This window comes from Actinomycetospora corticicola (assembly GCF_013409505.1).
GTDB classification, from domain to species: domain Bacteria; phylum Actinomycetota; class Actinomycetes; order Mycobacteriales; family Pseudonocardiaceae; genus Actinomycetospora; species Actinomycetospora corticicola.
Genome location: NZ_JACCBN010000001.1, coordinates 1,673,282 through 1,685,905 on the forward strand (window position 1 = coordinate 1,673,282; position 12,624 = coordinate 1,685,905).

General features: G+C 73.6%; 10 protein-coding genes. 7 read left to right on the forward strand and 3 right to left on the reverse strand.

What is annotated here, in order from left to right:
- Nucleotides 1-26: 26 nt before the first annotated feature.
- Nucleotides 27-776 carry an RDD family protein gene (locus BJ983_RS07965; protein ID WP_179793324.1) on the forward strand — a complete coding sequence of 250 codons (750 nt, stop codon included), beginning with the start codon at nt 27-29 and terminating at the stop codon, nt 774-776.
- A 27-nt stretch (nt 777-803) separates the two neighbouring features.
- Here the strand turns inward: BJ983_RS07965 and BJ983_RS07970 are convergent, their stop codons facing one another.
- Nucleotides 804-3,011, reverse strand: coding sequence for a heavy metal translocating P-type ATPase (locus BJ983_RS07970; protein ID WP_179793325.1), 2,208 nt, complete (start codon nt 3,009-3,011; stop codon nt 804-806).
- A gap of 59 nt (nt 3,012-3,070) precedes the next feature.
- Here BJ983_RS07970 and BJ983_RS07975 point away from each other — a divergent pair, with 59 nt between their 5' ends.
- The 3 genes from BJ983_RS07975 (at nt 3,071) to BJ983_RS07985 (ending at nt 6,742) form a co-directional block, all read left to right on the forward strand.
- On the forward strand, nt 3,071-3,502 hold the full coding sequence (locus BJ983_RS07975; RefSeq protein ID WP_179793326.1) for a hypothetical protein: 432 nt from the start codon (nt 3,071-3,073) through the stop codon (nt 3,500-3,502).
- Nucleotides 3,499-5,376, forward strand: coding sequence for a cytochrome c oxidase assembly protein (locus tag BJ983_RS32150; RefSeq protein ID WP_179793327.1), 1,878 nt, complete (start codon nt 3,499-3,501; stop codon nt 5,374-5,376). Before BJ983_RS07975 ends, BJ983_RS32150 begins: the two co-directional genes overlap by 4 nt.
- Nucleotides 5,377-5,551: 175 nt before the next feature.
- Nucleotides 5,552-6,742, forward strand: coding sequence for an MFS transporter (locus BJ983_RS07985; protein WP_343053876.1), 1,191 nt, complete (start codon nt 5,552-5,554; stop codon nt 6,740-6,742).
- A 6-nt stretch (nt 6,743-6,748) separates the two neighbouring features.
- Here BJ983_RS07985 and ilvA read toward each other — a convergent pair whose 3' ends face one another.
- Entirely contained in the window at nt 6,749-8,026 is a 1,278-nt protein-coding gene (ilvA, locus tag BJ983_RS07990; protein ID WP_179793329.1) for a threonine ammonia-lyase IlvA, read from the reverse strand.
- A 162-nt stretch (nt 8,027-8,188) separates the two neighbouring features.
- Between ilvA and htpG the strand changes: the two genes are divergently transcribed.
- From htpG to BJ983_RS08005, 3 genes are all read left to right on the forward strand, one after another.
- A complete protein-coding gene (gene htpG / locus BJ983_RS07995; RefSeq protein WP_179793330.1) occupies nt 8,189-10,114 on the forward strand; it encodes a molecular chaperone HtpG in 1,926 nt (641 codons plus the stop codon).
- Nucleotides 10,115-10,177: 63 nt separating this feature from the next.
- A complete protein-coding gene (locus BJ983_RS08000; RefSeq protein WP_179793331.1) occupies nt 10,178-11,203 on the forward strand; it encodes an LLM class flavin-dependent oxidoreductase in 1,026 nt (341 codons plus the stop codon).
- Between the two features lie 172 nt (nt 11,204-11,375).
- Nucleotides 11,376-12,224 (forward strand): NUDIX hydrolase, encoded by an 849-nt coding sequence (locus BJ983_RS08005; protein WP_179793332.1) that lies wholly within the window; start codon nt 11,376-11,378, stop codon nt 12,222-12,224.
- Here BJ983_RS08005 and BJ983_RS08010 read toward each other — a convergent pair.
- Nucleotides 12,208-12,597: a tautomerase family protein gene (locus BJ983_RS08010; protein WP_179793333.1), complete on the reverse strand. Its 390-nt coding sequence runs from the start codon at nt 12,595-12,597 to the stop codon at nt 12,208-12,210. The two genes, BJ983_RS08005 and BJ983_RS08010, sit on opposite strands and share 17 nt — an antisense overlap.
- Nucleotides 12,598-12,624 lie beyond the last annotated feature (27 nt).

Sequence of the window (12,624 nt, forward strand, 5' to 3'; positions counted from 1 at the left end):
TTGCCCGGATGGCAGCATGTCCGATCATGACCCCACGCGATCCCGGCGTCGTGATCGGCGAGGCGGTCGAGCTCGATCTCGCTCCCGCCAAGCTACCGAGCCGCGCGCTCGCGTTCGCGCTCGATCTCGTGATCGTCGGTGCCCTGCTCACCGCGGCGCTGGTCGTCGTGGTGGTCACCGGCGTCGAGGTCGACGTGGCCCTCGCAGCGACGATCGCGGTGGTGCTCGCGGTGCTGGGCTTCGTCGTCTGGCCGACCGCCTGGGAGACGCTGACCCGCGGCCGGACGCCCGGGAAGATGGCGTTCGGGCTGCGGGTGGTGTCCGACGACGGCGGGCCGATCCGCTTCCGGCAGGCCCTGGTGCGCGCGCTGGCCGGGCTGTTCGTCGACTTCGGCCTCGCGAGCGGCGTGGTCGCGATCGTGGTGTCGGCGTGCACCCGGCGCGGGCAGCGGGTGGGCGACCTGCTCGCGGGCACGATCGTCCTGCGCGACCGGGTCCCGCGCTCCACCCGGCACCCGACCCTGCCCGACCCGGATCCCGCGCTGGCCGGCTGGGCCTCGACCCTCCAGCTCGCCGCACTGCCCGACGACCTCGCACTCGCGGCCCGCCAGTTCCTCGCCCGGGCCGGTGACCTCGCCCCGGAGGTCCGCCGCACCCTGGGGGAGCAGCTCGCGACCGACGTCGCCGCGCGGACCGCACCCGCCCCGCCGTCGGGAACGTCCGTGGAGGCCTTCCTGACGGCGGTCCTGGCCGAGCGCCGTCGCCGGGCGGCGTGAGGCCGCGCTAGGCAGATCTGGCTGGGCTCAGTTCCGCAGCCGCACGCTCGACGACACGACCAGCACCGACGACAGCGCCATCGTCAGGCCCGCGATGAGCGGACTGAGCAGGCCGAGCGCGGCGAGCGGGATGGCCGCGACGTTGTAGCCGAAGGCCCAGACGAGGTTGCGGCGGATCGTGGTCGCGGTCCGCTTGGCGAGGTCGAGGGCGTCCGGAACCGCGTTCAGGTCGTCGCGCACGAGGATGACGTCGGCGGCGTCGAGGGCCACGTCCGTCCCGGCGCCGACAGCGAGCCCGAGGTCGGCGGCCGCGAGGGCCGGGCCGTCGTTGATGCCGTCGCCGACCATGGCGACGCGTCGCCCGCCGGAGCGCAGGGCCTCCAGCGCCTCGACCTTGCCCGCCGGCAGCACGTCGGCGATCACCTCGTCGACCCCGACGGCCGCTCCGACCGCCGACGCCGCCTCGGCCCGGTCGCCGGAGAGCAACACGGTCCGCAGACCGGCCGCCCGCAGGCGCGCGATCGCGGGCGCCGCGGACGGCTTGACCTCGTCGGCGAGCTCGTACACCGCGGCCGGGTCGCCGTCGAGGCTCACGACGACGAGCGTCGAGTCGGCGGCCGGCTCCGGCGCCCACGCCGGCAGGTCCCGCAAAGGCTTCTCCAGCCGCACCTCCACGCCGTCGACCACGCCGCGCGCGCCGAGCCCCGGCAGGGCCCCGAAACCCTCGACGGCGGGGAACTCGTCGGCCTCGGCCCGGGCGCAGGCCACGATCGCCCGCGCCACGGCGTGCTCGGAGGCGTCCTCGACCGCCCCGGCGAGCGTCAGCACCCGTCGTCGGGAATCAAGAGAAGCCAGGTGCACCGCCCGCACGCTCATCGCGCCGGTGGTCACGGTGCCGGTCTTGTCGAAGACCACGGTGTCGACGACGCGCGAGGTCTCGAGCGCCTGGTGGCTCTTGAGGAAGATGCCCTCGCGGGCGCCGCGGCCGGAGGCGACGAGCATCGCCGTCGGGGTGGCGAGGCCGAGCGCGCAAGGGCAGGCGATGACCAGCACCGCCAGGGCCGCGGAGAACACGTCGCCGGCCGTGCCGCCCACGGCCCACCAGCCCAGCGCCGTGAGCACCGAGAGCGCGATGACGATGGGGACGAACACCGAGGAGATGCGGTCGACCAGCCGCTGCACGGACGCCTTCGACGCCTGCGCGGACTCGACGAGCCGGATCATCCCGGCGAGCTGGGTGGCGCCGCCGACGGCCGTGGCGGTGACGACGAGGCGCCCGGACACGGCGACGGTCCCGCCGGTCACGGTGTCGCCCGCGGCGACCTCGACGGGCACGGTCTCGCCCGTGAGCATCGAGCGGTCGACGGCGCTGGCGCCGGACTCGACGGTCCCGTCGGTCGCGACCTTCTCGCCGGGCCGGACGACGAAGCGGGTCCCGACGGCGAGCGCGGAGGCCGGGATGCGCGCCTCGGTGCCGTCGGGGAGCAGCACGGCGACGTCGCGCGCGGCGAGGGCGGCCAGCGAGGCGAGCGCGTCGCCCGCGGACCGCTTCGCCCGGGCCTCGACGTAGCGCCCGGCCAGCACGAACGTCGTCACCGCGGCGGCGACCTCGAGGTAGAGCGGGCCCACCGGGTCGAGGAAGACGCTGAGCGCGCCGGCCGAGGGGTCGGGGAGGTGCCCGGTGAGGATCGAGCCGAGCGACCACACGGTCGCCGCGATGATCCCGAGCGAGATCAGCGTGTCCATCGACGACGCGCCGTGCCGGGCGTTGATGAAGGCGGCGCGGTGCAGGGGCCACGCCGACCACACGACGACGGGGGCCGCGAGCGCCGCCACCACCCACGCCCACCCGGGGAACCGGGCCTCGGGGAGCACCGAGAGAACCAGCGGCAGGTCGACCATCGGGATGAACAGCACGGCCGCGACGACGAGGCGCCGCCACAGGTCGGCCACGCGGTCGTCGCGCGCGGCCTCCGCCTCCGGCACCGACCCGTCGTCACGCACGCTCAGCGGGGTCGCGCCGTAGCCCAGCTTCGCGACGACCTCGACGACGGTGGAGCGCTCGACGTCGGGACGCAGCGTGACCGTCGCCCGCTCCGTCGCGTAGTTGACCTGCGCGATCACGCCGTCGACCTTGTTGAGCCGGCGCTCGATGCGGGACGCGCAGGCCGCGCACGTCATGCCGGTGAGGAGGAAGTCCTCGGCCTGGTCCTCCCGCGGAGCCGCGACGGTCATGCCCCCGATGATGCGCCCCCCACGCGGGCGCGTGCACACCTGGTGTCACCATCGTCGGCGTGACCAGCACCGACGAGAGCACGCCGGACGCTGCCACCGACACCTCCGCGGGCGCCACGGGTGCGGCGACGTTCGCGCTGGTCGTGGCGGGGATGGCGCTGGTCAGCGCCTGGACGGGCTGGGGCGGCATGGCACTCGGCCTCGTGGCGCTGGTCGCCGCGGTGGTCGCGCTGATGCGGGTGCGCTCGGGCCGGGCGTCAGGTCGCGGTAAGCCCCTGGCCGCCCTCGGTGTGGCGCTGATCGCGGTGGTGATCGGCACCATGATCGAGTGGCCGACCATCGAGTCCGCCGTGACCTACCTGCACGCGTCGCAGGCCCGCACGCTCGACGAGTGCATGCGCCAGGCGATCAACGAGAAGGAACAGCACGTCTGCAAGTCCCAGCACCTCGACGAGTACCGGGCCCGCTTCCCCGACCGTCTCGACCCGTGAGGCGCCTCGTCCCCGCCGGGGCCGCGGCCCTGGTCACCGTCCTGGTCGCCGCGCTGCTGCTCGGCCGCTCCGCGTACCCGGTGCTCGGCCTCACCGACCCCGGCGAACTGGTGCAGCTCGGGCTGCCCCTGCTCCGGCTCCTGACGGCGGGTGCGGCGGCGGTGGTGCTGGGCGCCCTGGTGCACGGGCTCGTCGTGGTGCCGGGGGCCGACGGGCCGTCGGCCGAGCTGCGCGGCCTCGCGTCCGGCGCGGCCTGGGCGTGGGCGGCCCTGGCGGCCGGCACGGCCGTGTTCACCGTCGCCGACGTCTCCGGCGGTTTCGTGGCCCCGGGGCCCGACCTCGTCGTCGGGATGGTCGTGCGGGCGGCCCCGGTCGGGTGGCTGGCGTGCGCGGTCGGCGCGGCGGTCGTCGCCGTGTGGGTGCGCGAGGCACGGACGTGGTCGTCGGCGCTGGGCGCCGGCGTGCTGGCCTGCGTGGCGTTGCTCGGCCCGGTGATGACCGGGCACGCGATCGACGGGGTCGGCAAGGACCTCGGCACCCCCGCCGTGGCGCTGCACGTCATCGCGGCGACGGTGTGGCTCGGGACGCTCGGCGCTCTCCTCGTGTCGCCGGTGTCGCCCGCCCGCAGCGGCGCCGTGTCGACGGTGTGCGCGACGGTGACGGTGCTGAGCGGGGTCCTCGCGTCGGCCGTCCTCGTCCCGTCGTGGGGTGAGCTCGCGACGTCCTACGGCGTGCTCGTCCTGCTGGCCGCGGCGGTGACGGTCGTGGCCCTCGGGGTGTTCGTGCGGCGCCGGGTCGCGTCCGGCCGGGGTCTCGTGCTGGTCGAGCTGGTGCTGCTGGCCGTCGTCACGGGCCTGTCCGTCGCGATGACCCGGGCGGTCCCGCCGGTGCAGGCGCCGTTCCACACCACCCCGACCGAGGCGATGCTCGGCTTCGGCATCCCCGACCCGCCCACCCTCGGCCGCCTGCTCGGCGCGTGGCGCCTCGACGTGTGGTTCGCGGTGCTGGCCGTGGTGCTCGTGGTGGTCTACGCGCGGTGGCTGCGCCGGGTGGACGGGTGGCCCGTCGGGCGCGCCGCCTCGTGGTTCGCGGGCTGCGCGCTGCTGGTGGTCACGACGAGCTCCGGCGTCGGCCGCTACGCGGACGCGCTGTTCAGCGTGCACGTCGCCGAGCACATGCTGGTCAGCGTCGTCGTCCCGGTGCTGCTCGTGCTGGGCGGCCCGGTGTCGCTGGCGCGGCGGGCGCTGCCCGACGAGGGGGACACGGAGCGAAGCGGAGCTGGACCATCGGGCACAGACGCCCGCGACCGCCTGGAGGCCGTGCTCGACGCGCCGCTCCTGCGCTTCCTCACGCACCCCGCCGTCGCCGCGGTGCTGATGGTCGGCTCGCCGTTCGCCTTCTACCTCACCCCGCTGTTCTCGCTGCTCCAACCGCTCGGCTGGCTCATGCCGGCGATCTCGCTCTGGTTCCTGACGGCGGGCTACCTGTTCTTCTGGGTGGTGGTCGGGGTCGACCCGACGCCGGGTCAGAAGCTGCCGCACGTCGCACGGCTCGCCGTGCTGATCGCGTCGATGCCGTTCCACGCGCTGTTCGGCGTGATCCTGCTGGCCGCCGACACCCCGGTGGCGCAGACGCCGTCGACGCTCGCCGCCGACGGCGGGGGTGGCCAGGTCTTCGTCACCGACTTCTACTCCCGCCTGCGCCTGCCCTGGGCGCCGGATCTGCTCACCGACCAGCACCTCGCGGCCCTGCTCTCGTGGGGGATGGGCGACCTGCCGCTGGTGGGCGTGCTGGTGATCCTGCTCGTGCAGTGGCACCGGGCCGGGGTCGCCGAGGACCGGGCCGCCCGGGACCTGCTCGCCGCCCGTCGCTGAGCCGCACTCCTTCCGCGTCCGTCGTCTGCCGCGGCCGTCCCCGAAGCGGACGAACGGGCCGTTCGTGCGCCTAGAACGTACGAACGGACCGTTCGTACGGAGTGGGCGCACGTCTCATACCACAGTGTGAGACGGCGTCTCGCCAGGTGGGCGATCGTGAGGCATGCTGACGACCGTGAGCACGGAGACGAGCGCCCCCGCCCGACCACGACGCCGCTGGGCGATCCTCGTGGTCGGCGTGCTCGCCCAGACCGCAGCGTCGTCGTTCGTCTACGGCATCCCGTTCCTCGTGCCGACCCTGCGCGACGAGCGCGGGCTGTCCCTGGCCGAGGTCGGCGTCGTCGTGGCGGCCCCGACGACGGGCCTGCTGCTCGCCCTGGTCGCGTGGGGATTCGTGGTCGACCGGGTGGGGGAGCGGATCCCGATGGCGTCCGGACTCACCCTGGCCGGCCTCGTCGTGGGCGGGCTGGCGCTGGAGACCCCGGCGTCGCTGACGGTGATCGCCCTGCTCCTGGGCGTCGGTGGCCTCGGCGCCGCGTCGGTGAACGCGGCGAGCGGCCGCCTGATCATGGGCTGGTTCTCCGCCGACGAGCGCGGGATCGCCATGGGGATCCGGCAGACCGCGCAGCCGCTCGGGGTCGCGGTCGCCGCCCTGGTCCTCCCCGTGCTGGCGACGACCGAGGGACCGTTCGTCGCCCTCGGGTGGACGGGCCTGGCCTGCCTGGTCGCGGCAGGCCTCGTCGTCGGGATCGCCCAGGACGCCCCCCGGCGCGCACCCGAACCGCACGAGCCCACCGGCAACCCCTACCGGACCCCGACGCTGTACCGCCTCCACGCGGCGTCGGCCCTGCTCGTGCTCCCGCAGTTCGCGATCTCCGCGTTCGCGCTGGAGTACCTGGTCCGCGAGCAGGGCTGGTCGCCCGGCGTCGCCGGGGTGTTCGTCGCGGTCTCCCAGATCGCGGGCGCCGCGGGGCGGATCGCGACCGGCTGGTGGTCCGACCGCGTCGGCTCCCGGCTGCGTCCGATGCGCCAGCTCGCCGTGGGCTCGACGCTCGTGATGCTCGGGTTCGCGGCGGGCTCGGTCTGGGTGCCGGTGATCGCCGTCGCGGGCATCGCCGTCGGCGCGATCGTCACCGTCGCCGACAACGGGCTCGCCTTCGTGTCGACCGCCGAGATGGCCGGCCAGGCGTGGTCCGGGCGTGCGCTCGGCGTCCAGAACACGACCCAGAACATCGTCGCGTCCCTCGCCCCGCCCGTGCTCGGCGCGATCATCGGCGCGACGAGCTACGGGATCGGATTCACCGCGGCCGCACTGGCCCCGCTCGCCGCGATCGCCGTGACGCCGGTGCGCGCCGAGCGTCGCTGAGGCGGCTCAGACGAGGAAGCGGAACGCGGGCGAGCCCGGCTCGAGGACCTCGATCTGCAGCGGCGTCCGCGCCATCCGCTCCAGCAGCGGCTCGTAGTCCTCGCGACGGCCGATCTCGATCCCGACGAGGGCCGGGCCGGACTCGCGGTTGTCGCGCTTGACGTACTCGAAGCGGGCGACGTCGTCGTCGGGACCGAGCACCTCGTCGAGGAAGCGCCGCAGCGCGCCCGGCTCCTGGGGGAACTCGACGAGGAAGTAGTGCTTGAGGCCCTGGAAGCGCAGCGAGCGCTCGATGACCTCGGCGTAGCGCGAGACGTCGTTGTTGCCGCCGGAGAGGATGACGACGACCGTCTCGCCCGCCACGAGGTCGAGCTCCGGGCCGTCGGAGCGCACCGCAGCCCCGGCGAGCGCGCCCGCGGGCTCCGCGATGATGCCCTCGGTCTGGTAGAGCGCGAGCATCTCGGTGCACACGAGGCCCTCGTCGACGGCGAGCACCTGCGCGCCCGAACGGCGGATCAGCGGGAACGTCACGGCGCCCGCCTTCCGCACGGCCGCACCGTCGACGAACCGGTCGAACCCGTCCTCGTCGAGCACCACGGGGCTGCCCGCGTGCAGCGCGGCCGCGACGTTGCGCGCCCCGGCCGGCTCGACGCCGATCACGCGGGTGCGCGGGTAGGTCGCGGCGAGCCAGGTGGCGGTGCCGGCGAGCAGGCCGCCGCCCCCGACCGGGACCACCACGACGTCGGGCGCGTGTCCGAGCTGCTCGACGACCTCGGCGATCACCGTGGCCTGTCCGGCCACCGTGCGGGAGTCGTCGAAGGCGGGGACCAGCGTGGCTCCGGTCTCGGCGGCGTAGGCGCCGGCGGCGGCCGAGGCCTCGTCGTAGGTGTCGCCCTGCAGGACCAGGTCGATCATGTCGCCGCCGAGCGCGGCGATCCGCTCGCGCTTCTGGCGCGGCGTGGTCGACGGAATGATGACCCGCCCCCGCACGCCGTGCGCCCGGCACGCGAAGGCGAAGCCCTGGGCATGGTTCCCGGCGGACGCGCAGACGACCCCGGCCGCGCGCGCCTCGTCGTCGAGCTGGGAGATCAGGTTGTACGCGCCCCGCAGCTTGTAGGACCGCCCGACCTGCAGGTCCTCCCGCTTGAACCAGACGTTCGTGCCGGAGTCCGCGGACAGGCGCGGGTTGTACTGCAGCGGGGTCAGCTCGGCGATGCCGGTGAGACGCTCCGCGGCCTCGAGTACCTGCTTCTCGAACGCGGTCCCGCCCGTCGTGCCCGTCATCGAGCCCTGCTCCTCCGTGCTGCTGATCCGAACGGCTCATCGTAGGTCCGCCCGTCCCGACGGCGGGTCGCGGGGCATTCCCCGGTCCCCGCAGCCTGTCGGGGGGTCCGATTATCGTGGGCGTCGACCACGCCGGTGAGCACGAGAGGACGCAGGGAAGCGATGACCGAGACGATCGAGTTCCAGGCCGAGGCCCGTCAGCTGCTGCAGCTGATGATCCACTCGATCTACTCCGACAAGGACGTGTTCCTGCGGGAGCTGATCTCCAACGCCTCGGACGCGCTGGACAAGCTGCGCATGGAGTCCTACCGGGACAAGGACCTCGGCGTGGACACGTCGGACCTGCACATCGAGCTGCGGACCGACCCCGAGGCCCGCACCCTCACGATCACCGACAACGGCATCGGCATGAGCCGCGACGACGTCGTCACGCTGATCGGCACCATCGCGAAGTCCGGCACGGCCGAGACGCTCGCGAAGCTGCGGGAGGCCCAGGCGTCGGGGACCGAGGAGGTCACCGCCGAGCTCATCGGGCAGTTCGGCATCGGCTTCTACTCCAGCTTCATGGTGGCCGACCGCGTGGAGATGACCACCCGGCGGGCCGGCACCGACGGCGGGGTGCACTGGGAGTCGGCGGGGGAGGGCACCTACGAGCTCGCCGAGGTCGCCGACGCCCCGCAGGGCACGAGCATCACCGTGCACCTCAAGGCGGAGGACGCCGAGGACAACCTGCACGACTACGCCGACCCGTCGGTCGTGCGCCGGATCGTGAAGCGCTACTCGGACTTCATCACGTGGCCGATCCTGCTGAACCCCAGCGGCGTCACCGACACGGTCGTCGAGGGCGCCGAGGACGACGACGAGTCGACGCCCGACACCTCGAACGAGCCGATCAACTCGCGCAAGGCCCTCTGGGCCCGCCCGCGCTCCGAGGTGAGCGACGAGGAGTACGCCGAGTTCTACCGCCACGTCTCGCACGACTGGCAGGAGCCGCTCGAGACGATGCGGTTCACCGGCGAGGGCACCTTCGAGTACCAGGCGCTGCTGTTCCTCCCGGCGCACGCGCCGATGGACCTCTACTACCGCGACGCCAAGCGCGGTGTGCAGCTCTACGTCAAGCGCGTCTTCGTCATGGAGGACTGCGAGGCGCTCGTCCCCGAGTACCTGCGGTTCGTCAAGGGCGTCGTGGACGCGCAGGACCTCTCGCTGAACGTCTCGCGCGAGATCCTGCAGCAGGACCGCCAGATCCAGCTGATCCGCAAGCGTCTCGTGAAGCGCGTCCTGCAGACGATCACGGGCCTGCGCGGTGAGAACGCCGAGAAGTACGACACCTTCTGGCGCGAGTGCGGGCGGGCGCTCAAGGAGGGCCTGCTCTCCGACCAGGACAACACCCAGGCCATCCTCGAGGCCTCCAGCTTCGCCTCGACGCACGACCCGGAGAAGCTCACCACGCTCGCCGACTACGTCGCGCGGATGCCGGAGGGCCAGGAGTCGATCTACTACGTCACCGGCGAGTCCCGCGCGAGCGTGGAGAACTCCCCGCACATCGAGGCGTTCCGGGCCAAGGGCTACGAGGTCCTGCTCCTCACCGACCAGGTCGACGAGGTCTGGGTCGGCATGGTGCCGTCCTACGGCAGCGGGGACGACGCGAAGCCGTTCGCCTCGATCGCACAGGGCGACGTCGACCTCTCCGACGACGCCGAGAAGCCCGAGGGCTTCGACGACCTGCTCGCCTGGATGACGACGACGCTCGCCGACGACGTCTCCGAGGTCCGGCTCTCCACCCGCCTGACCACGAGCCCCGCCTGCCTCGTGGGCGAGGTCGGGGGCCTGCCGCCGCAGCTCGAGCAGATGATGCGCTCGATGGGGCAGGAGATCCCGGTGCAGAAGCGGGCGCTCGAGCTCAACCCGAAGCACCCGCTGGTGGAGAACCTGCGGACCGCGCACGCGGCGAAGCCCGACGACGCCGGCATCGCCGACACCGCCTCGCTGCTGCACGACATGGCGCTGCTCGCCGAGGGCGGGGAGCTCAAGGAGCCCTCGGCCTTCGTCGGGAAGCTCGCCCAGCGCCTCGCCGCCACGCTGTGACGGAATAGCGTCCCCGCTCCGCAGGTTCGTCGTTGAACATGCAACGACCCAGGAGGTAGTGCCGTGCACGTCGGCGTCGACAGCTTCGTCGCGAAGGTCACCGACCCGGACACCGAGCACGTGGTGGGTCCGGTCGAGCGGTTCGCGCACCTGCTGGAGGAGATCGAGACCGCCGACCGGGCGGGGCTCTACTCCTACGGCATCGGCGAGCACCACCGCAGCGAGTACTACGACGCCGCGCCCGCCGTGATCCTCGCGGCGGCCGCGGCGCGGACCCAGCAGATCCGCATGCGGTCCGCCGTCACGGTGCTCTCCGCCGCCGACCCGGTACGGGTGTGGCAGGAGTACGCCACGGTCGACCTGATCTCGGGCGGCCGGGTGGAGCTCGTCGTCGGGCGTGGGTCGTTCACCGAGGCGTTCCCGCTGTTCGGCCTGCCCTTCTCCGACTACGACGAGCTCTTCACCTCCAAGCTCGACCTGCTGCTGCAGATCCGGGACAACGAGCGGGTCACCTGGTCCGGCCCGCACCGTCCGGCGCTGAACGACCAGCCGGTGTTCCCGCGGCCGGCGCAGGACCCGTTCCCGATCTGGGTCGGCGTGGGCGGCTCCCCGGAGTCGTTCTACCGCGCCGGGGCGCTGGGCCTTCCCCTGATGATCGCGATCATCGGCGGGGCGCCCGCGCAGTTCGCGCCGCTGGTCGACCTCTACCGGCGCGCCGGGGCGGAGGCCGGGCACCCGCCGGAGCAGCTCAAGGTCGGGCTGCACTGCTTCGGGTTCCTCGGCGACGACGTCGCGGCCGCCACCAACGCCTTCTACCCGGGCTGGGAGGCGATGTTCACGACGATCGCCCGCGAGCGCGGGGGCATGCCGCCCTCGCGGCGCCAGTTCGACGCGACCCGCGGTCCCGACGGCGCGTACTTCATCGGCGACCCCGACATGATCGTCGAGAAGGCGACGCGGGTGGCCGAGCAGCTCGGTGGGATCGACCGGATCAACCTGCAGATGACGAACCCGCGCCTGCGCCACGCGGACCTGCTGCACTCCATCGAGCTGCTGGGGGAGGCCGCGCCGAAGCTCGCCGACGTGTGAGTGTCGGCGTCACGCTGGACTGCGCCCCGCTCGGCTGAGCCCGGCGGCGCCGCGAGGGTGACACCAGGCATGCCCGGCGGGTCCGGAACCTGCCTGGTGTGAACCTCGCGGCGGCCGCGGACGGCGGGTTCGTCGGGGTTCCGGCGTGAGCCGGATGTGATCAGATGGGCCCATGGACCCCACGGCGCTCCCGCCCGGCTTCGCCGACCAGCTCGCGGACTTCACCGCCCGCGCCGCCGACCCGGCCACGCCGAAGGTCGCGGCGTCGACGGTCCTGCTGCGGTCCGGGACGTCCGGCGTCGAGGTGTTCCTCCTGCGGCGGCGCACCCAGATGGCGTTCGCCGGCGGGATGGTCGTGTTCCCCGGGGGCGGGGTCGACCCGCGGGACGCGACCGACGAGATCGGGTGGGTGGGTCCCTCACCCGCGGACTGGGCTGCGAGCCTCGGCCTCGAGGAGGGCCCGGCGCGCGCGGTCGTCTGCGCGGCGGTCCGGGAGACGTTCGAGGAGACGGGGGTCCTCCTCGCCGGACCCGACGGCTCGTCCGTCGTCTCCGACACCTCGGGCGCGGAGTGGGAGGAGGCCCGGCGTGCCCTCGAGGCGCGGGAGCTGGCCTTCACCGACCTGCTCCGCGACCGCGGGCTCGTCCTGCGCACCGACCTGCTGCGGGCCTGGACCTGCTGGGTCACCCCGGAGTTCGAGCCGCGCCGCTACCGGACGTTCTTCTTCGTGACGGCGAGCCCGGAGGGGCAGCAGGCGGCCGGGGTGTCGACGGAGTCCGACGCGGCGGCCTGGCTGGGGGTCGACGAGGCCCTGGCAGCAGCCGGCGACACCGTGATGATGCTGCCGCCGCAGTACTGCACCTTCCTCGAGCTCCGGCAGTACGGGTCGGTGGCCGAGATCCTCGCGGCCGCCGACCGGCCCATCCCCGAGCCGATCATTCCGGGGCTGGACCCGGACGGGCCGCGGCTCGTCCTGCCCGACCGGTACGCCGAGCTGAACGCCGCTACAACTCGCCGGTGAGGAACTGGGCGCGGCCGTGCCCGAACGACCAGTCCTCCGGCTCGTTGCGCACGACCGAGACGATCAGGTCGGTCGGGCGCACCAGGCCCTCCTCGTCGAGCCGCTTCGCCAGCGCGGCGTAGAGGGCCTCCTTCTGCTCGCGCCCGCGGCCCTGCTGCGTCACCTGGATGATCGTCACGCCGTCGGTGCGCTCGATCCCGAGGCCCGTGTCCTCGGCGATGATCTCGCCGGCGTCGTGCTGGTGGATCACCTGGTAGCGGTCGCCGGGCGGGGCGGCGAAGACGTCCAGCATGACCTCCTGGACGGTGTCGGCGAGGCGGCGCACCTCCTCCGGCGCGCGGCCGCGGACGAGGTCGATCCTGACGAGAGGCATACCTCTGGGGTGCCTTCGGCCTGTGAG

Coding starts and splice junctions, on each gene's coding strand:
- BJ983_RS07965 (WP_179793324.1), top strand. CDS start 27: ATGACCCCACGCGATCCCGGCGTCGTGATCGGCGAGGCGGTCGAGCTC.
- BJ983_RS07970 (WP_179793325.1), bottom strand. CDS start 3,011: ATGACCGTCGCGGCTCCGCGGGAGGACCAGGCCGAGGACTTCCTCCTC.
- ilvA (WP_179793329.1), bottom strand. CDS start 8,026: ATGACGGGCACGACGGGCGGGACCGCGTTCGAGAAGCAGGTACTCGAG.
- htpG (WP_179793330.1), top strand. CDS start 8,189: ATGACCGAGACGATCGAGTTCCAGGCCGAGGCCCGTCAGCTGCTGCAG.
- BJ983_RS08005 (WP_179793332.1), top strand. CDS start 11,376: ATGGACCCCACGGCGCTCCCGCCCGGCTTCGCCGACCAGCTCGCGGAC.
- BJ983_RS08010 (WP_179793333.1), bottom strand. CDS start 12,597: ATGCCTCTCGTCAGGATCGACCTCGTCCGCGGCCGCGCGCCGGAGGAG.